The sequence below is a fragment of the Dyadobacter bucti genome, assembly GCF_005869225.1.
Lineage (GTDB): Bacteria > Bacteroidota > Bacteroidia > Cytophagales > Spirosomataceae > Dyadobacter > Dyadobacter bucti.
The window spans coordinates 1,000,420-1,018,750 of the sequence record NZ_SWFP01000002.1; the positions used below are offsets into that span (position 1 = coordinate 1,000,420).

An 18,331-nucleotide genomic window follows, 5' to 3' on the forward strand; every position below is an offset into this window, starting at 1 on the left:
TATTTAGACAAATATCTAAATACTATTCTAAAAGTCAAAGCGAATGGTTTGAATATTTATCCAGCAGCCCATTCCAGCTATTCTGCGGTGAGCCGCATCCGTAGGATGCCCGCTACCTTTGTGCTATGCAATCTCCATCCGATCGCGCCTTCCCGCACTGATAACCAATTTGAACAATGAGCAACAAAAACATCACACTAATCTTCTATTTTATGAACTTGTTAAGCGCAGTTATGGCTTTACTTGGCTGTGGGTCAGGAAGCAAAAAAATCGCTACCGGCCAGGCAGCATACGGTCCCTTCGAAATCCGGTGGGAAGTTGAAAGCAGCCGGTCGGGAGCCTGGTTCAACAACGGCGGCGATTTTAATGCACGCCAGTATACATCCTATTTCAGCGTTTATCACAACGGAAAGCTTGTCGAAGTTTCGACCGAAAACGGGAATGTTAAGCGTTTCTGGCAGGCATTGTTCCTGAAAGACGCGGGACGTCCGGCAGTGATGGCTGGTATCCACAGCATGTACCTGATCACAGAAGAAAACGGGCTACCAAGAGTCGTTCCTCTTCACGAGCAAAAAGGCGACTTTGCCACTTACCAGTGGCTGGATAGCGAAAAAGGTCAGCCCGGTGCTTCACAAAGGGTTTATCTGGGCGACGATTCAAAGCACGACAGGTTTTTGTCAGGAGGAAGGTATTTGATGGTCAACAAAGAAGTGGTACTCGACCTGAAAACGCTGAAAATTTATCCTTTTGAGGCAAGTAACCACAAACGCGTGACGGAACTTGACGGTTACAGTGCTTATAACTCCCCCGTGATCGGCCTATCACCTGGCGGTACCCAATTGCTCATGATGGCGGACCGGAAAAAACAGGACAATATCATGCAGTTTGAATATGCGCTGGTCGCCATCGATTTCTTGACAAATAAGGCCTACGCAGTTCCGTTTAACCGGACGGAAACCCGGTTTCTGTCGATATGGGATGCCGATCAGGAATGGGTCCAAAAGTATTTCGAATGGAAAAAAGATGAGGCTGACCGTGACCAGCTTGTAAAAAGAACTCTGAAGCAATTACCATACTGGCTCGGGCGGTTTGATAATCATCAGATTACGGGAAAAGTTTCCCAATATATCCTGAAACCAGCGAAAAAATCCATGCTCGACGCATATCTGGATTTTTTGACCAAACAATACGAAGTGACAGATCTCAACCGCCGGAAAAATACAGACTTTGATACCGAGAGCATCGATTTGAAAATAAACGGGATAAAACTGATGCTTTATTATCAGGGAAAAGAGCAAACTGTCTCGCTCAGTGGAGATAACGATGGTCTATTGGAGCCTTTTGGAAGGGATTTTAACGAAGAGCTGTCAAAGGGAAATTATCAGGAGCATTTTGGGAAGTTGGAATGACCTGTCCTGCCAAAATCCCGGACAATAGCATCGCCGTATAAAACAAATGCCGGGGAATAAGTAGCATGATAGTATTATATCTCTTTCTGTTTAGAATATTCTACTATCCGATCCGCTCATTTTCCCAAATTAATCATGACTACTTCCCGGCGAAATTTTATCCGTTCCGTTTCGGCGATCACCGCAGGTGCTGGCCTTTCCCCGATCATTCCTTCTTCCCTATCCGCTTTTCCGAAGCTGCCTTCCCCGGCAGATACGATCCGGATTGGCGCCATCGGTATCAACGGAATGGGCTGGTCAGACCTAAAAGCTGTTCTTAAAAATCCGGGAGTGGAATGTGTCGCACTCTGCGATGTGGATAAGAATGTGCTTGACAAACGCGCGGCTGAACTTGCGGCCAAAGGCATTAAAGTGAAAACTTATGCTGATTACCGTAAGCTTCTGGAAGACAAAAGCATTGATGCCGTAGTCATTGGCACGCCCGACCATTGGCACTGCCTGATGATGGTGGAAGCATGTCAGGCCGGGAAAGATGTATATGTGGAGAAGCCCATCGGAAATTCGATTGCTGAATGCCGGAGCATGGTGGCAGCCCAGGAACGCTATAACCGTGTGGTGCAGGTTGGGCAATGGCAAAGGAGCCAGAAACACTTTCGGGATGCGATCGAATTTGTTCACTCGGGCAAGTTGGGAAAGATCGGGCTGGTGAAAGTATGGGGCTATTTCAATTACGGTACACCACTGGTAAACCTCCCAGACAGCGCGGCGCCCGCCGGTGTTGACTACAATATGTGGCTGGGGCCTGCCCCGAAAAGAGCTTTTAATGCCAACAGGTTTCATGGGAAGTTCCGTTGGTACTGGGATTACGCGGGCGGTATTATGACCGACTGGGGAGTGCATTTGCTGGACTACGCATTGCTCGGCATGAAGGCCGGTGCCCCTAAAAGCGTGATGGCTGCAGGTGGTATGGTGCTAAATGCCGGCGTTGATGCGCCGGATACAATGAGCACTATTTTCGAGTTCAACGATTTTAATATCCAGTGGGAACATGCTATCGGCTTCGGGGCTGGAATTTACAACCGGGAACACGGTATTGCATTTATGGGCGGCAACGGTACGCTTATCCTGGACAGAAAAGGCTGGGAGGTGGTTCCGCAAGGTCAGAAAATGGAGGCTGTGGCTTTTCAGAAATCCTCGGATAACGGACTGGACCTGCATGCGCAAAACTTTATTGAGGTGATCCGGTCGCGAAAGCTGGAAGACCTGCGTGCGCCGATCAGGGCCGGCTCTGACGTCGCCATAGTATCACAGATGGGAAATATCGCCTACCGCACCGGAAAGAAACTTGACTGGAATGAAAAAAAAGGAAAATTCGATGATGCTGGTGCGAATAAGCTCATTGACATAGCCTATCAAAACGGTTATAAAATGCCGGTTTAGTACTGGCGCTGACGTCTGCGTCAGTGCCGATATTCTAAGGCCTCCGGCCGGTCTTTCAAGATAATTTTTGTGTTTCTGTGTGCGGCCGGAGGCCTTGGAATAGGTAGCACGAACGGGAGTTCGCGCTAACGGCTGGACGGGACGTTCGCGCTGGCAGGTGCTTAATCGATCAGCATTTTTTTCATAACCTCTTTCAGTTGTATAATTTCTCTTTTTGATAATACAGCAATTTTAGAACCGATCCGAATCCTGTCAATTACTTCGATCTGGTCGACCGCAATTGATCCATCGCGCCCTGCTACAACGCAATGCACACGCCAAGGATAATTTTTAATGGTTGAAGTAACCGGTATAACAATTACTGTACGTAAAAACTGATTCAGCTCGTCAGGACTTACGACAACACATGGGCGAGTTTTTGCAATTTCGCTACCTTGTGTGGGATCGAGTGAAATCCAATACACTTCATATTGTCGGACTTCTTTTACCATGTCCATTCGTCTTTTTCAAATTCGGTTGACCCATCGTCCAAAAGAGGTTCATCATCTTCTTCTGCATGCATGCGTTGCGCTGCCTCTGCCCATCCAGGCCTGGGTTCAGGCTTAATCACAATAGCGCCGTCATACACCTCTAATTCCACGCTGGATTTGAAGGACAAATTTAATTGCCTTAACAAACTCGCTGGAAGAATTACACCCTGACTATTTCCGATATTGATGATATTTGCCTTCATAATGTTATAACTGAATTAAAACACACTATCAAAAATAGCAATAAATGTTATAACATCATCACATTAATGTGGCTCGCACTGACGTTCCGTTCGCGTTGGTATCACATTTGTGAAATATATTCACAAATGCTATTTTTATACAGGAATTGAACATACACTATCAGAATGAGTAAAACCAGGAAGAAAAAATTAATAGAAGAGCTGCAACAAATGATTGAAGAAGCTGAGCATCTGCTTATAGACACTCCCGAAGATATTTCGGCTTGGGAATATCAGCAGGCGATCGAAAGGATTAAATACCTGAAAGATACCTTGAAAAAAGTTTTAAAAATGTAGAGAGTGGGTCAACGCTACTAACAATTAGACAAATGGAAACTATAAAAGAGAAAAATACCGTTTTCGCGGAAGTGAATAAGAAGTTGGACGATGTGGAAGCGAAGCTGATAAACTTCACAAATAGCAAGCTTGTCATCATGGATAAGGAATATAAACTAAAGGAATGGATGACGCTGTCTGACTATTGTAAAAAATACAACATTAGGCCATCGAGACTTTCGAACTGGATTGAACGGGGAGTTATTCCTGATGAAAGTATTATTATAATCCCAGAGCTGAATGGATTGAAATTGATAAAAAACCAGCCTTATATGGCTCGTACTTATCAAGCCCGGATGATCTGAAGTTCTTCTATGTCCGGCCGGAGGCCTTGGAATACATAGCACGAACGGGACGTTCGCGCTAACGACCTTGGAATAGCCGCTCGAACGGGACGTTCGCGCAAACCGTTAAGCAAACAAAAAGGCCGCCTCAGTGATTTGAGACGGCCTTTCAACTTAAGAATTCAATTATAAATCAATTCCAGCCTCCGCCCAAAGCCCGGTAAATATTGACCGTGGCGTTCATTTGCTGCATTTTCGTTTCAATCAGATCAAATCGTGACTCGAGTGCATCGCGCTGGGTAAGCAGTACTTCCATGTAATCGGCACGGGCGGATGCGAAAAGACGGTTGGAGATCGCGGTCGACTCGTTCAGCGCCTGCACTTCCTTGAACTTGGTCGCGTAACTTTGTTCCAGGTTGCTGATATTGGAAAGCTGATTGACTACCTCAATGTAAGCATTCAAAACAGTCCTTTCGTAATTGTAAATAGCCTGGATCTGTTTTGCGTTGGCGGTATTGTAGGTTGCATGGATAGCGTTTTTGTTGATCAATGGCCCCGCCAGGTCGCCTATCAGATTGGCCATGATGGATTTGGGGATATTCGGCAGGTAAATCGGATTAAAAGCCTGCAGACCTACCGCGGCGGAAAGCCCCAGGGAAGGATAAAAGTTTGCCCTTGCTACCTGCACATCCAGTTTCGCTGCTTCCAGATCCTGTTCAGCCTGCCTCACGTCCGGACGGTTCGCCATCAATTGGGATGGAATACCAGTCTGAATGATGTTCGGCATAAGACCCTCGAAATTTTCGTTGTTTCTCAGAACAGGCTGCGGGTACCTTCCGAGCAGGAAGTTGATCCTGTTCTCCGTTTCCACAATCCGCTGCTGAATAGTATACTGGCGGTTCTGGGTATTCAAAACCTGCGCCTCAAATCTACGCACTGCCAGCTCGGTCACACGCGTCGCTTCTTTTTCCATTTTTACTATCCTCAGCGCATTGGTCTGAATCCCGATGTTCTGTTTTACAATATTCAGCTGGGTATCAAGCGCGAGCAATTCGTAATAAGAATTGGCGATTTCGGAGATGATGTTGGTCATCATGAAATTCTTGCCTTCCACGGACGACAGGTATCGGGAAACTGCGGCTTTTTTTGCGTTGCGCAGTTTATGCCAGATATCCACTTCCCACCTCGCATAAGCACCCAACATAAAATCAGGAAGGGGCTCGGGGGTTTCTCTCCCAGGTTTGATTTCAGTAGTAGCCTCGCTGGAACCGACCTGCGTATACCTGCCGGCTTTTTCAACACCCGCCCCGCCCCGCAATCCTACAAATGGCAGATATTCTCCTTTTCGGGCCCGGATTTCGTTTCGTGAAATCTCGATTTCCTGCAAGGTAATGTTAAGCTCCTGATTGTTTTTAAAAGCAGTGTCAATCAGGGCGATCAGGTGCGGATCAGTGAAATAATCCCTCCACTTCAATTTTCCGGTATTGGTCGAATCCGCCGGGTTCTGCGTATTGTTATACGTTGCAGAGATGGCCTTGTTCGGATTTCTCTGAACAAGCGACGGTGCGTTACAGCCGGTATAGGCAAGGGCAACAAATGCTATCCCAAACCAATTCGATATTTTCTTAATGTGCATTGTTTTCGTTTTCTTGATTTTGGGGAAAAGCATCGATTGCATGAACAAACTGTTCGGTCAGAGAGCTGTCGTCTTCATCCCTGATCATTTTTCTGCCATCCGCAAGACTGCCGAATATGTAATACAATCCCGGGATGATGATGACCCCGAAAATGGTCCCGAACAACATACCACCCATGGCAGAAGCACCAATGGTACGGTTACCGATCGCTCCTGCGCCGGTTGCAATAATCAGCGGTATCAACCCTGCGACGAAGGCAAATGAGGTCATCAGGATCGGACGGAAACGCACTTTGGCACCTTCGATGGCAGCGTTGAGGATGGATTCCCCCTGCTGTCGCTTCTGAACGGCAAATTCCACGATCAGTACGGCATTTTTACCCAGCAAACCAACCAGCATGATCAACCCGATCTGTGCATAGATGTTGTTTTCCAACCCCATCAGTTTCAGCAGCAAAAACGAACCGAATACCCCAACCGGCAGTGAGAATACCACCGCCAATGGTATGATGAAACTTTCATACTGAGCTGCCAGCACAAAATATACAAAGGCCAGTACGATCATGAACACGACAAGTGATTCATTTCCGCGGATCGATTCGTCATAGGAAAGACCTTCAAAAGCGATATCGTAGCCCTGCGGCAATGTTTTGGCAGCTACTTCCCTTATCGCCTGGATTGCATCGGCAGTGGTATATCCCTTGGCCGGAAGCCCCTGAATAGCCGCTGAATTGTACAAGTTGAAACGGGTGATCTCGTTAGGCCCCTGGCCTTTTTTAAGGGTCATGAATGACGAATAAGGAACCATTTCCCCTGTATCATTTTTCACAAAAAGCTTTAAAAGATCTGACGGAAGCCTTCTGAAACTCGGATCCGACTGTACGTACACTTTGAAGAACTGGTTAAATCTTGTAAACCCTTGTTCGTAGGTACTACCGATCATGATATTCAGGTTGTCCATCGCTTTTCCGATAGACACGCCTTTTTGCATGGCCAGCTGGTTGTCTATCTGCAGTTCATACTGAGGATAATTCGCGGCAAAGAAGGTAAACAACCCTGTAAGCTCCGGACGTTTACCCAGATCTTCCATGAATTTCTTGTTGATTTTATCAAACTCACTGTAATCTGTATCGGACGTTTTATCCAGCAGACGCATAGAGAACCCGCCGGAGGTACCAAAACCAGGAATTGCAGGCGGTTCGAAGAATTCAACCACCGCGCCGAGACCTCTCGTTTTGGTCTCCAGTTCTTCCATGATTTCTTTCACGTTTTTATCACGGTCGTGCCAAGGTTTCAAGTTGATAAGACAGGTACCTGCCTTAGAACCGCGACCTTCCGTCATAATCTCATAACCGGCCAAAGACGACACCGATTCAATCCCGCCAACCTCTTCGCAGATTTTCTGAAGGCGCCGGGATACCTCGTTGGTTTTTTCGAGCGTAGAACCGGGAGGTGTCTGGATAATCGCGTAAATCGTACTCTGATCCTCATTTGGAATAAATCCTGCGGGGAGAACTTTGTTCACATAAACAATACCGGCACAAAAAGCCAGCAATATCGCCCAGGTAACCACTCTCCGGCTCACGATCCGTTTCAGCAAGCTCACATATCTTCCGGTGAGTTTATCAAATACGCGGTTAAAACTGTCAAGTGCCTTGGTAAGGATATTTTTCTTTTTTTCATGTCCATGATGATTTTGCAGCAACATGGCACATAACACAGGAGTAAGCGTTAAGGCGATCAGGGCCGAGATCACAATAGAGCTGGCCATGGTGATCGAGAATTGCCGGTAAAAGGTACCGACCGGACCAGACATGAAAGAAATCGGAAGAAATACCGACACCATTACCGCTGTGATCGCGATGATCGCTCCGCTGATCTCGGAAAGCACTTTTTTCACCGCATTATAGGGTGATATACCCGGCTCTTCCTCAAACTTGGCATGGACGGCCTCGACGACGACAATTGCATCATCGACCACAATACCGATCGCAAGTACAAGGGCAAAAAGCGTGATCAGGTTGATCGAAAGCCCAAAACCCTGGATTACAAAAAACGCCCCGATTAAGGATACCGGCACCGCTAGGATCGGGATCAGGGTAGAACGCCAGTCGCCGAGAAAGACGAAAACAACCAGGGCAACCAGTATAAATGCATCCCGCAGGGTATCAATCACCTGTTCTATTGACGCATCTAGGAATTGAGACACATCATAGCTGATCTTGTAATCCACACCCGGAGGAAAGGATTCTTTCATTACATCAAGCTTCTTTTTTACCTCCTCGATCACATCACTCGCATTACTTCCATAGTTCTGCCGCAGCACGATCGCGGCCGAAGGGTGCCCGTCCAGGTTGGAATAAATATCAAAGAATTCACTTCCCAGCTCCACTTTGGCTATATCCCTCAGGTGAACACTCTCACCTTGCGGATTGGCACGGACAATGATATTTTCATATTCTTCAGGCTTGTCGTACCGCCCTTTGTAAGTAAGTACATATTCCAGCGACTGGGCCGCAATACCGGAGCTCTGACCAATCCGGCCCGGCCGCCCTACTATACTTTGCTCCCCTACCGCCTTCATCACTTCTTCGGTGGAGATATTATAGGCACGCATGCGCTCAGGGTTTAGCCAAAGACGCATCGCATACCTCCGGCTACCCAATATCTGTGCTCTCGCTATCCCTTTAGTCCGCTGAATTTCAGGGATCATTTTAACGGTAGCGTAGTTGAAAAGGAATTTTTCATCAATACTCTTTTCCTTCGAATAGAGGTTAACGTACATCAACATACTTGGCTGAACCGGCGAAATAATAACCCCTTCCCGCTGGACCAGTTCAGGCAGAAGTGGCATAACCTGATCCACCCTCGTCTTGACCCTGATTACGGCCACGTTGGGGTCTGTCCCGGGCTCGAAGATAATCCTCAGAGTCGCCTCCCCCGCACTGGTTGCATCGGTAGCGATGTACCGCATATCCTGAACACCGTTGATAGCCTGCTCCAGCGTGATCAGCGTGGACTTGACCAATACATCCGCGCTGGCGCCGGGGTATGCGATAAAAATATTTACAGTCGTCGGAGCAATGTCCGGGAATTGGGAAATAGGTAATTTCTCAATCGCCAGGATGCCTATAAACACTATCATGACCGATATCACGATAGCAAATACAGGTCTTCTTATGAATTGATTGAACATGTCTTTTTTTGCTTTTTAAGATACCTGACTATTCGGCATACAGACTTAAATGAGAGATAACGGAATCAGGTTTGACGAATGTGGAGTGGATTTTTTCGTTTTCGTGTACCTGCCGCAAGCCTTCCAGAAGAATTTTATCATCCTTTTTCAAGCCACTTTCCACAACAAAAATGTGCGGCAGTTCCGCTGCCAGTTTGATTTCTCTTGACCGGATCACATTGTCCTTATCCACCACATATACATATTTCTTTTCCAACACCTCGAAAGTGGCCTTTTGCGGAATGAGCAGTGCGTTTTTAAGTGGCACGGTTACGAGGATGTTGCCGGTTTCGCCATGTCTCAAAAGCTTTTTCGGATTGGGGAATGTAGCCCTGAAAGCGATGTTACCGGTTTCATTGTTGAAATCCGCCTCAATCGTTTTCACTACACCAGGATAATCAAACATCTTTTGGTTGGCCATTCGCAGATTTACATTGAGCATGCTGCCCTTTGCTTCGTCGGCTTTGTAATCCAGGTATTCCGCTTCGGGAACATTGAAATAAACCCACATCTCGCTGTTGTCCGAGAGCGTAGTGAGTAAATCCCCCTCGTCCACCAGACTTCCCAGCCTTACCTGGAAATGATCCATGATACCGTCGAACGGCGCCCTGATCTCGGTGAAGCCCAGGTGCGTAGTAGCTAGTCCCAGCTCGGCTTTTGCTTTGTCCAGTTTGGCCTTGGCCAATGCCAGTTCATTTTTTGAAACAACGTTGCTGTCGGCCAGCGACTTGGTATTCTTGAATTCGATTTCTGCAAAATTGGCCTCTGCCTGCGCTTTTTGCTGCTCAGCCTGGTACAGCATAGGCATGATCTGGAACATCAGCTGCCCTTTTCTGATAAACTGGCCCTCGTCCACATAAATCTTCTGGAGATACCCTCTTTCCAAAGCCCTCAATTCAATATGGCTGATCGCGCGGATCTGGCTTACGTACTCCTTGGTGATCAACGTGTCCTTCTCTAAGGGACTTGTAACCAAAAACTTGGTCTCTTCTTCTTTTTCTTCTTTTTTTGATTCACAGCTGGTCTGCAAAAACAATGCGCACAAGCTCATGAACATGAGAATTCTCTTCATGGTAGTTTTACTTTGATAAAATATTGATAGGACTTTTTGTTTGTGGGGAATTGTTCGATACAAGCCCTGCATGTATTCCAATAAATGGAATGCTGTCAGGCGCCGTATTGAAAGAAGGGAATTCAGATCATATCCTGATCATTCTCAGAATGATATACCTGATCGAAGAATAGTAGGAACAAAGCTCGAAGAAATAGGAGCTTACATTGATATTGCAGCGAAAATACCGTATTGAGCGGGTATGAAACGAAGTAAAATAATGGCTGTTTTCAACCGATTTTTTGACAAAACTCAGTTCATGGGTTTCCTCTTCATTCTTCTGAATGCAAATTTTGTCGTCTTGTGATGCGGATCCGGGCACATGATACCTGAAAGCGAGTATCCGGGCTTTTATTACCGGCCTCGCCCTGGTGTATTCATTATTTTCATGATTCTTGACAGAAGAATAGCTGATACAGTCCTGGTACGAATTGGCATACATATGACTATACCCATCTACCAGGAGAATGCAAAGGGGCAGGAAATATTTGATGAATGCCTTTATCATGAATGCAAAAACCGCAGGAAAGTCTTAATTATGTGTTAAAAGCATATTAAAAAAGCATTAAAACAACTAACGGTACTAAAATGAGTAGCCAGATTATTTGGATACTATCAAATAAATTCTATTAAATCTTTCAATACCAATACGACAGCGTCTCCCGTACGGCTGTGCTGCTCACGTTGAGCATTGCTATCATGACTATTTTTCGGTACCGGCGCCCGCCCGACAGCTCCGGCGTGCGTTCAAACAAAAAGTCCGGACAGGACCGCCAGTTTGCAGCAGCAGCTAAAAGTCACGTTCCAATTCAGACAGCAAGGAATAAATGGATTACAGATATCCCAGCTGCCTGAGCTCTTCTGCCGGGTACTGCAGTTGAATGGTCCGGCCTTCCATGTTCAACAGGTACACACTGTCGCTGATGGCCAGTACATCCCGGTAATAGTGATCTGTAATAAGAATTCCCTTATCATTTTTAAGTGATGCAAGCCATGTTTTCAGGGTCTCGATATGCAAAGGTGTCACGTTGGAAAAGGGTTCGTCCAGAATAACAAACGAAGCAGGACCGGAAATCACCATGATGGTTTCGATGAGGCGCTGCTGACCTCCCGAAAGCTGATTGAACCGGTAAGGGAGCAGTTCATTTAGTTCCGGAAAATATCCGACCGCTTCTTTAAAATTTGCCTGGTAAAGTACCAGGGCTTCCTTTACCCGGAGATACCCCGGAACAAATTGATGTTGCGGCAGATAAGAAAGTAAATTTTCATGTTTGAAAGGGCTGCTGATATAGTTGCCATCGATCCGGACCGAGCTGTTGCGGGCACGTCTGATGCCGTAAATTATTTCCAACAAGGATGATTTGCCACACCCGTTCCTCCCCAACAAACCAACGATCTGCCCTTTGTCTATGCGGATATAAACGTTCTGCAAAACCTTACGGTTGTTATATTCCAGCCAGATACTGTCTGCTTCCAGCCTGCCTACCCGAAACTGAGGCTTACCAAACCAATGCATAGGCTGAAAATAAGAAGATCCAATACATAAACGCCGGCTGCGAGCTGAATTTTAGAAAGTCCGAAGTGATGGTAAAAGACGAGCCCTTTTTGATTGGTGAGCCGGAAAAGGTACCACACCAGCAACTGGCATGCGCTGCGGAGCCAGAAAAAATAGATGAGGAAAGAAAGAAATTTTTCAGACGAAATGGTCGGCGCTCCTGCCATTGCCCACATCAGCAGCGATATTGTGTTTGTTGGTAGCCGGAACTGTCTGTAGAAAATCAGTAAGACACGAAATCGTTGCATTTCCCTTCGTTTTTGGAAAGATAGCTGACTTTGCAAAAACGAAGGAAAAATTAACAAGTTTTAACGCGCGGAAAAGGTCATGACTTTAAAAGGTTTGGCCTGAACACTGATTTTCAGGTAAGCAAATGCACATGCTGCGGATAACAATAAAAACAGCACATCGATAAAAAAGATATCGAGTGCCCCTTCCTGAACGGTTTTCCACATCCATAAACCGGTTGAAACACCGTTGGCAATGGGTACGCCCAAACATAAAACAGCTGATAACAAAAGCGTCTGCCTGTTCATCAGCGGCAAATCTTTTCTGATGATAAAATAGATACCCAGCGCCAGCCAGCTGTAAAAATACACGTTGTAGATAACCGACTGGTCGACGCGGCTCAGGGCTTTCACCATGATAAAAGTAAATGCTGTAACAGGGAGCATACTCAAACAGGCGGCCAGGAATACGTTACTGGCCCAAAAGTTAAATTTGCGTTTGTAGCCCGGGGTACTGACCTTATCCCGCGCTACCAGCCAGATCATGATCCCCGATATGATCACCACGCAACCCATCAGGCCCAAAACAAAGAAAATGATACGAAGCGGCCTGCCTCCAAAATCGCCGAAATGCAGGTGATATACCAGACTCTTGACCTTATCTATGTAACTGACGTCTTTGTCAGGTGATTTCAACTCCAGCGTTTTACCATTACCCACATCAATTTTTACATATCCCGACCCGGCAAAATTTTCCCTGGGATCCGGTTTGGCCTCCATCATTACCTGCATGCTTTCATCCCCGTAATTGCGAATGTAGATTCCGGAAAGCTTGCTGTTTTTCCATTCATTCTGCCATTTTCCGACCAGGGCATCCATATCAAACGAAGCCTGCATGGGCTTGTAAGTGTAGTCAACTTTGGTAGTCCTGTTGTACTGCAGATCTTCATATAATTTGTCTATATCACCTTTATAAACCAAATCGCTGAAAGGGGCCAGCAGCACAAAATTGACGATCAGAATAACCCCTGTGACCGCAAAAAGTAACTGAAAAGGAAACCCGATCACGCCCAGAGCAGTATGCATATCAGTCCAGACAGTTTTCCATTTGCTCCATGGCCGGAAAACGAAGAAGTTGGATTTGATTTTGTCCCAATGCAGTAACAAGCCTGTAATGAGTGCAAACAGAAAAAGAAATGCAACGATACCGGCCAGCAGATAACCGAAAGGCGTGCCGATATGGATGGGTATCTGGTTCAACTGGGCCAGAAAATGGAGCCTGTACAGAAACTCGCCCATATCATAACCTTCTGCATAGGACGCCGGTTTTTTATCGGTGAAGTTGTAAAGGAAGTAGGCCGAATCGCCGTCATCGCCCCGGCCTCTTCCCCGGCGTTTCCCTTCCGGTTTAGGTTTTGGTGTACTGATGGTCGTATCCTGGGACGTGCTCAGGTTTACGTAAGTACCGTTTCCTTGTCGCTTAATATAAAAATCAAAATTTCGGCCCCGCAGGTTATAGTGTTCCGACAGAGAGTCCAGCAGGTAATTATACTCCGGCTTCACTTTCCGGGCAACTGCCGATTTACCTTTTTGCCAGGCGCTGATATCGTCTTTGAAAAAAGAAAAAGACCCGGCGAAAAATATAACATATAAAAGGGCGGCAATGAAAATCCCGCTGATCGTATGCGTATGAAAATAGATATTGTACTTCCTATGATCCATTGCTGAAGTTAAATTTCAATAAATACGGCAGGGCAAAAACGAGTGTCAGAACGATATACAGTATCCAGACGCGCCACACATTCGGAGCTATAAAAGCATACAGCAGCAGGAAAGCCCACAATATATATCCTGTAAAAAAGGAAGTGGCGATGACATGTTCTTTGGGCAAAAACGACGTAAAAAAGATATGAAAGCTCATCATCACGGCGTAGCCACCGGCAGTTCCCGCCAGGATTTTGCTCAGCCGCAACCATGGGGATTGGGTCAGATATTTTTTATTGGCAGGCATATCGTTGTTAAAAAAGCGTTTCGAGCAGTACCCCGCACAGATACAGTATCGCAACAGCCCTGGCACCGAAATAGCGAAAAGGGAAAAAAAGGACTGCGACCGAGCCAGCAGTCATCAGAATAACCACGGCAGCAAATAACCCGCTACCAAAGCCCATCAAGCCCGCACACAGCCAGGTAGCGATCAAAAAAAGTGCAGCCGCAAACCACTTGCTCTGCCGGGGATAATCCGTTAAATAATTCAGTACACGGCTCCTGGATGGCCAAACGATGCGTTTTGAAGTGTTCATCCAAAAGATAAACCCTAAAAAGAAGAGTAAACAAATAGTGCTAAACATAGGATTGCAGCAAACGCATTACATTTATTTGTAATTAGTATAATTAAGCTTTTGTAAACTTAATGCTAAATCCGATACGTTTTACACGATTGAAAAGAATACATGGGCAGGAATTTTAAGAGACTGCCCCCTATTTTTAAAAAAGCTTAATCCGGGCTCTGGATCTGTTTGATTGCATTTTCCGCATAAATACTGCCGATGGGCACAGCATGCCTGCCGATATACACCTGATTTCTATCGACTTTGGTTATTTTTTGCTTTGAAACCAGATAGGAGCGGTGCACCCGGACAAATAAATGGCCGGGCAGCATATTGAGAGTATCTTGCATGGTAAGTCGGCACACAATTTTTTTGTCGGCTAAAACAAAGGTCATGTAGTTTCCTGCGCTCTCGATGTAAAAAATATCATTCAACCCCACCTTGATCTGCTCATATCCTGATTTCAAAAACAGGACGCGTGGCTGTTCTTTCAGGGCCAGATGTTGCATTTCCAGAAAATCCCCGGCTTTCCGGCAGGCCTTTAAAAAACGTTCGGCAGAAAATGGTTTGAGCAGGTAATCAATGGCATCGAGTTCATAGCTTTTTACTGCATGCTGCATATAGGCAGTTGTGAAAATGACAGCGGGCTTTTTGGGAAGCGACTGATAAAAATCGATACCCGAAACATCCGGCATTTTCACATCAAGGAATAACAGATCGATGTCGTTATTGTGAATAAACGTTGCCGCTTCAAAAGCATCTGAAAAGCTTTTTTCCAGGGAAATAAAAGGAATATTTTCCGCCAGGGATTCGATAATACTCAACGCAACCGGCTCATCGTCAATGGCTATGGCTTTAATCATACTTTTAAATGCTACTCCGGCCGAAGATTAATGGTCATATGTACGAAATACTCAGTCTTCGACTCGCGTATATTGAGCTGGTATTTTCCAGGATAAAGCAGGTCCATTCTTTGCCGGACGTTTTCGAGGCCGATTCCGCCGGCGTCTGCTTCGGGGTCGTTGCCCTGCTTTGCGTTAAAGCTATTGTAAACATCGAAATCCAGTTCCCCGTTTTCGCAGCTAAGCGAAATGTGAATCCAGGAGCGGTGCTTCAGACTTATCCCATGTTTGAAAGCATTTTCGACAAAAGGGATCAGCAACATCGGCGCAATTACATCATCACCAGTATTTTGCGGCAAACTTACCTGAACATTTATCTGATCCAGTCCGGCTATGCGTAATTGCTGCAAATGAATATAGTCGCGAAGGTAGGTAACTTCCCTTTCCAGCGGAATAAAGTCCAGCGTATTCTGATAAAGCATGAACCGCATCATATCTCCGAGTTTCTGGATGCCCTGGCTTGTACGTGCCGCTTTTTCCTGCATTGCGGTGCCGTAAAGGGTATTGAGAATATTAAATAAAAAATGCGGATTGATCTGTGACCGAAGGAAAGACAGGTCGGCCGACGACTTTCCGAGTTCTTGCTGAAGTACGGACAGTTGCCACTGATCGAGATTTTGCTTGTGCGAAAACCAGGACAGCAGGCCCGAAATCATCAGCAGGAGAAAACTCGCCGCCATGTAACTTTCCAGGGTAATAGCCGGCAGCATTTCGCTCCAGATCAGGAAAAAGAACATCCATACCATGACCACCGCTATGCAGGCTTTCACTCCGTAAATCAGACCGTTTTTGTGCGTGCGTTCATATTCGGGAAGCAGCCAGTAAAGGTTGATGAGATAGATAAAATAAGCAAACGGCACGACCGAAACCCACAAAGGCCCGAAGTGACGGTTGTTCGTGACCATAAACAGCAAAAGGACTGTGAACCATACCAGAAAAGTAACCAAAAAGGTCGGGAAAGATCTCTGTATTATGGTCTTGGTGCTGCCCGCCCGCAGGTTAATCACGAGCCGTTTCAAAATATTGTAAACAAAAAACAAAACCACGATCAGCAAGACAGAAGGCAGGATATGCAGGAAACTATCCTGAACGGAAGGCTGCTGATCAAAATGAAAATAATGGTGGGAGACGGTAAAAACCACGGTCATCATAAAAACAGCTGCCAGGCCAGCCAAACAAATATTTCCCCATTTCTGACCGGGCAGGTATTTAGGAAGAATGATGTTGTTGATGCCGAGAAAGGACAAATAAACAATTGTAATAGAAGACAGCCCCGGCAACAGGTGATGGTTAATATAACTTGCTGTGGGTTCATAAGTGCTCAGCAAATTCATGTAAACGACAAAAACATAAATGCTGCTTGATATCCAGAGTTCAACTTTGCGAAATTCCATTGCTTTGTTTTTTTCTGCAATGTTAACCGCTGTGTCAGAACTTAGAAAATATGTGGGGCAGAAAGCCATTTTTTGTTACGAAAGCATAAATTAAAGAAGAGGCAACCAGCCTCAACGCCAGTTGCCTCCCAAGTTCTTCCTTTCCTCCTTCCTCCCGCATTTTACTTAAACCCAAAAAACAACGGGAACAAAAACGCGACTATTGCGCTCCACAGGGCATAAACAGGCAGAAAAAGAGCTAGTGATTTACCTACCAGGGAAAGGTCCGTTTTTCGGGTGAGTGTGCTCCAAAGCTTTGTACCCACATATAACAAATGGATAAGCATTAACACATTCGCTCCCAGCACCGCTGCCCTGTTGGGCGTAATCCCCCACTCCGAAATCCGGAACACAACGGCCGATAAGGCAATTCCATTGACCAGCAATGTGACCGCCGCAAGCAGAAAAAGAACAAGTATCTGCACCCGATTCTTACCCGCCGGATTTGATTCTGCCACCGAAAAAAAGATCAGGGCCATGACAGCAACTAGGAGTACATTGAAAAGCACAAGAAATTCGCGGTCATGATAGGGATCCTTACCTGAGAAAAGAGTTGCCGACAGATAAATTATCAGCATCACAAGTGCCACCGGGCTGAATAGATTCGCAATTACCGGAGATACTTTATTGACCAGCGTCGGTTGTGTCTGGGTAAGAAACGTGCCAATAATAGGTACGGCGGCTAATCCGCAAACCACCACATAATCAAAATAAAACTTTTGGATGTCCCAGCCGATCATGTTGAACAGCCCGACGGTGATAGCGGTCGTCAGCCCGCCGGCTATCAGAAGAAGAGCCATCATCACCGCCAGCTCCCCATTGTATCTCAGAAACCCAAGCCAGTTTCCACCGCTTTTCAGCTTTCCGCCTCCAAAAGCGAATCCCAGGATAGACCAAAGCAACAATGGCAAATGAATACAAGACAAATTCAGCGTATCGCTTTTGGGATCCTGTGGAAGATAGTTGATGAAGCAGATGGATATCAGGGCCAGTCCGGCCAGAATCGCGCCGGTTTTCCCTGAAATCCTGTTTTTCCACGCGAAGAAAGCGATCAATATTGGAAAGACGATAAAACCGATATTCCGGGTGTAAAAAAACTCCTGATCAATGGATAGCATTTTGGGCAGCTGGGCCAGAAGTCCCGCCAGAATAGAAGCACCGACCACGAATATACGCTCGCCGGGTGTGCCCCAAAACAGGTCTTCATGGCTGTAATTCAGCCGCTGGTACCAGCCCTCAGCCAGCAGGTTCTCCCCCAATTGCGGATAAAGGGAATTAAAGGCCGTCTTGAAAGTCGGCTTGTTGTCCCGGTACAACTTTTCCAGCTGCCGGGGATTCTCAATGTTCAACAGGATTTCTTCGCGCATAAAAATTTCGATTTTTAGATAAATCAAAGTACTTTGTAATTCAAAGTTAAATATTATTTTTATTGTGCAACAGGTTTGGCAGAAAATTTTATTGCCGTGGTTGACCACAGCTTTCTAACCGGACTGAAACTGGTTCAGGTTATAGATTGCTAATTTTTCGCAACATTGAGTACATCTTCGAGATGTAGGTTCTCGAACCGTAATCAAATGATACGACCTGATCTGGTGTCGTCTGAGATGCCAACACATGCTCCGGCTTTCTCAGGTAGTTGAATTCGTGCCCGACAATAGACGATG

The 18,331-nt window shown here is 46.0% G+C and carries 18 protein-coding genes; 4 read left to right on the forward strand and 14 right to left on the reverse strand.

The window, feature by feature from the left end; all coding sequences use genetic code 11:
- Positions 1 to 212: 212 nt before the first annotated feature.
- Both FBF61_RS09045 and FBF61_RS09050 read left to right on the forward strand, forming a co-directional pair.
- Positions 213 to 1,409: a hypothetical protein gene (locus FBF61_RS09045; RefSeq protein ID WP_138476869.1), complete on the forward strand. Its 1,197-nt coding sequence runs from the start codon at positions 213 to 215 to the stop codon at positions 1,407 to 1,409.
- Positions 1,410 to 1,544: 135 nt separating this feature from the next.
- Entirely contained in the window at positions 1,545 to 2,849 is a 1,305-nt protein-coding gene (locus tag FBF61_RS09050; RefSeq protein WP_138476870.1) for a Gfo/Idh/MocA family protein, read from the forward strand.
- Between the two features lie 161 nt (positions 2,850 to 3,010).
- Here the strand turns inward: FBF61_RS09050 and FBF61_RS09055 are convergent, their stop codons facing one another.
- Positions 3,011 to 3,340, reverse strand: coding sequence for a type II toxin-antitoxin system PemK/MazF family toxin (locus FBF61_RS09055; RefSeq protein WP_138476871.1), 330 nt, complete (start codon positions 3,338 to 3,340; stop codon positions 3,011 to 3,013).
- On the reverse strand, positions 3,334 to 3,582 hold the full coding sequence (locus tag FBF61_RS09060; protein ID WP_138476872.1) for an AbrB/MazE/SpoVT family DNA-binding domain-containing protein: 249 nt from the start codon (positions 3,580 to 3,582) through the stop codon (positions 3,334 to 3,336). Before FBF61_RS09060 ends, FBF61_RS09055 begins: the two co-directional genes overlap by 7 nt.
- 165 nt (positions 3,583 to 3,747) lie before the next feature.
- Between FBF61_RS09060 and FBF61_RS34555 the strand changes: the two genes are divergently transcribed.
- Both FBF61_RS34555 and FBF61_RS09065 read left to right on the forward strand, forming a co-directional pair.
- The gene (locus FBF61_RS34555; RefSeq protein WP_166444474.1) at positions 3,748 to 3,918 is read left to right on the forward strand and encodes a hypothetical protein; all 171 of its coding nucleotides are present in this window, start codon (positions 3,748 to 3,750) and stop codon (positions 3,916 to 3,918) included.
- Between the two features lie 32 nt (positions 3,919 to 3,950).
- A complete protein-coding gene (locus FBF61_RS09065; RefSeq protein WP_138476873.1) occupies positions 3,951 to 4,262 on the forward strand; it encodes a hypothetical protein in 312 nt (103 codons plus the stop codon).
- Positions 4,263 to 4,434: 172 nt separating this feature from the next.
- On the opposite strand, the gene FBF61_RS09070 is transcribed toward FBF61_RS09065, so the two are convergent.
- The 12 genes from FBF61_RS09070 to FBF61_RS09125 form a co-directional block, all read right to left on the reverse strand.
- Positions 4,435 to 5,877 (reverse strand): TolC family protein, encoded by a 1,443-nt coding sequence (locus FBF61_RS09070; protein ID WP_138476874.1) that lies wholly within the window; start codon positions 5,875 to 5,877, stop codon positions 4,435 to 4,437.
- Positions 5,867 to 9,073 carry an efflux RND transporter permease subunit gene (locus tag FBF61_RS09075; protein WP_138476875.1) on the reverse strand — a complete coding sequence of 1,069 codons (3,207 nt, stop codon included), beginning with the start codon at positions 9,071 to 9,073 and terminating at the stop codon, positions 5,867 to 5,869. Before FBF61_RS09075 ends, FBF61_RS09070 begins: the two co-directional genes overlap by 11 nt.
- Before the next feature lie 28 nt (positions 9,074 to 9,101).
- The gene (locus tag FBF61_RS09080) at positions 9,102 to 10,184 is read right to left on the reverse strand and encodes an efflux RND transporter periplasmic adaptor subunit (protein ID WP_138476876.1); all 1,083 of its coding nucleotides are present in this window, start codon (positions 10,182 to 10,184) and stop codon (positions 9,102 to 9,104) included.
- 127 nt (positions 10,185 to 10,311) lie between these two features.
- Positions 10,312 to 10,731, reverse strand: a complete 420-nt coding sequence (locus tag FBF61_RS09085) for a hypothetical protein (RefSeq protein ID WP_138476877.1) — start codon at positions 10,729 to 10,731, stop codon at positions 10,312 to 10,314.
- Positions 10,732 to 11,055: 324 nt separating this feature from the next.
- Positions 11,056 to 11,739 (reverse strand): ATP-binding cassette domain-containing protein, encoded by a 684-nt coding sequence (locus FBF61_RS09090; protein ID WP_138476878.1) that lies wholly within the window; start codon positions 11,737 to 11,739, stop codon positions 11,056 to 11,058.
- Complete coding sequence (locus FBF61_RS09095) at positions 11,706 to 12,026, reverse strand: hypothetical protein (protein WP_138476879.1); 321 nt, start codon at positions 12,024 to 12,026, stop codon at positions 11,706 to 11,708. The genes FBF61_RS09090 and FBF61_RS09095 overlap by 34 nt, the downstream gene beginning before the upstream one ends.
- A gap of 60 nt (positions 12,027 to 12,086) precedes the next feature.
- Positions 12,087 to 13,727, reverse strand: a complete 1,641-nt coding sequence (locus FBF61_RS09100; protein WP_138476880.1) for a PepSY-associated TM helix domain-containing protein — start codon at positions 13,725 to 13,727, stop codon at positions 12,087 to 12,089.
- Positions 13,717 to 14,016, reverse strand: a complete 300-nt coding sequence (locus FBF61_RS09105) for a hypothetical protein (RefSeq protein WP_138476881.1) — start codon at positions 14,014 to 14,016, stop codon at positions 13,717 to 13,719. The genes FBF61_RS09100 and FBF61_RS09105 overlap by 11 nt, the downstream gene beginning before the upstream one ends.
- Positions 14,017 to 14,023: 7 nt before the next feature.
- Positions 14,024 to 14,305, reverse strand: a complete 282-nt coding sequence (locus FBF61_RS09110; RefSeq protein ID WP_229214975.1) for a hypothetical protein — start codon at positions 14,303 to 14,305, stop codon at positions 14,024 to 14,026.
- Positions 14,306 to 14,499: 194 nt separating this feature from the next.
- A complete protein-coding gene (locus FBF61_RS09115; protein WP_205748248.1) occupies positions 14,500 to 15,195 on the reverse strand; it encodes a LytR/AlgR family response regulator transcription factor in 696 nt (231 codons plus the stop codon).
- Positions 15,196 to 15,206: 11 nt separating this feature from the next.
- The gene (locus FBF61_RS09120) at positions 15,207 to 16,628 is read right to left on the reverse strand and encodes a sensor histidine kinase (protein WP_166444475.1); all 1,422 of its coding nucleotides are present in this window, start codon (positions 16,626 to 16,628) and stop codon (positions 15,207 to 15,209) included.
- A gap of 161 nt (positions 16,629 to 16,789) precedes the next feature.
- Positions 16,790 to 18,034, reverse strand: coding sequence for a DUF4153 domain-containing protein (locus FBF61_RS09125; protein ID WP_138476884.1), 1,245 nt, complete (start codon positions 18,032 to 18,034; stop codon positions 16,790 to 16,792).
- Positions 18,035 to 18,331: the final 297 nt, after the last annotated feature.

What these genes read in the sequence shown, in the direction of transcription:
- FBF61_RS09085 (WP_138476877.1), bottom strand. Translation starts at nt 10,731, where the DNA reads ATGATAAAGGCATTCATCAAATATTTCCTGCCCCTTTGCATTCTCCTG.
- FBF61_RS09120 (WP_166444475.1), bottom strand. Translation starts at nt 16,628, where the DNA reads ATGGAATTTCGCAAAGTTGAACTCTGGATATCAAGCAGCATTTATGTT.
- FBF61_RS09105 (WP_138476881.1), bottom strand. Translation starts at nt 14,016, where the DNA reads ATGCCTGCCAATAAAAAATATCTGACCCAATCCCCATGGTTGCGGCTG.
- FBF61_RS09055 (WP_138476871.1), bottom strand. Translation starts at nt 3,340, where the DNA reads ATGGTAAAAGAAGTCCGACAATATGAAGTGTATTGGATTTCACTCGAT.
- FBF61_RS09060 (WP_138476872.1), bottom strand. Translation starts at nt 3,582, where the DNA reads ATGAAGGCAAATATCATCAATATCGGAAATAGTCAGGGTGTAATTCTT.
- FBF61_RS09075 (WP_138476875.1), bottom strand. Translation starts at nt 9,073, where the DNA reads ATGTTCAATCAATTCATAAGAAGACCTGTATTTGCTATCGTGATATCG.
- FBF61_RS09080 (WP_138476876.1), bottom strand. Translation starts at nt 10,184, where the DNA reads ATGAAGAGAATTCTCATGTTCATGAGCTTGTGCGCATTGTTTTTGCAG.
- FBF61_RS09110 (WP_229214975.1), bottom strand. Translation starts at nt 14,305, where the DNA reads ATGAACACTTCAAAACGCATCGTTTGGCCATCCAGGAGCCGTGTACTG.
- FBF61_RS09065 (WP_138476873.1), top strand. Translation starts at nt 3,951, where the DNA reads ATGGAAACTATAAAAGAGAAAAATACCGTTTTCGCGGAAGTGAATAAG.
- FBF61_RS09095 (WP_138476879.1), bottom strand. Translation starts at nt 12,026, where the DNA reads ATGCAACGATTTCGTGTCTTACTGATTTTCTACAGACAGTTCCGGCTA.
- FBF61_RS09090 (WP_138476878.1), bottom strand. Translation starts at nt 11,739, where the DNA reads ATGCATTGGTTTGGTAAGCCTCAGTTTCGGGTAGGCAGGCTGGAAGCA.
- FBF61_RS34555 (WP_166444474.1), top strand. Translation starts at nt 3,748, where the DNA reads ATGAGTAAAACCAGGAAGAAAAAATTAATAGAAGAGCTGCAACAAATG.
- FBF61_RS09045 (WP_138476869.1), top strand. Translation starts at nt 213, where the DNA reads ATGAACTTGTTAAGCGCAGTTATGGCTTTACTTGGCTGTGGGTCAGGA.
- FBF61_RS09125 (WP_138476884.1), bottom strand. Translation starts at nt 18,034, where the DNA reads ATGCGCGAAGAAATCCTGTTGAACATTGAGAATCCCCGGCAGCTGGAA.
- FBF61_RS09100 (WP_138476880.1), bottom strand. Translation starts at nt 13,727, where the DNA reads ATGGATCATAGGAAGTACAATATCTATTTTCATACGCATACGATCAGC.
- FBF61_RS09050 (WP_138476870.1), top strand. Translation starts at nt 1,545, where the DNA reads ATGACTACTTCCCGGCGAAATTTTATCCGTTCCGTTTCGGCGATCACC.
- FBF61_RS09070 (WP_138476874.1), bottom strand. Translation starts at nt 5,877, where the DNA reads ATGCACATTAAGAAAATATCGAATTGGTTTGGGATAGCATTTGTTGCC.
- FBF61_RS09115 (WP_205748248.1), bottom strand. Translation starts at nt 15,195, where the DNA reads ATGATTAAAGCCATAGCCATTGACGATGAGCCGGTTGCGTTGAGTATT.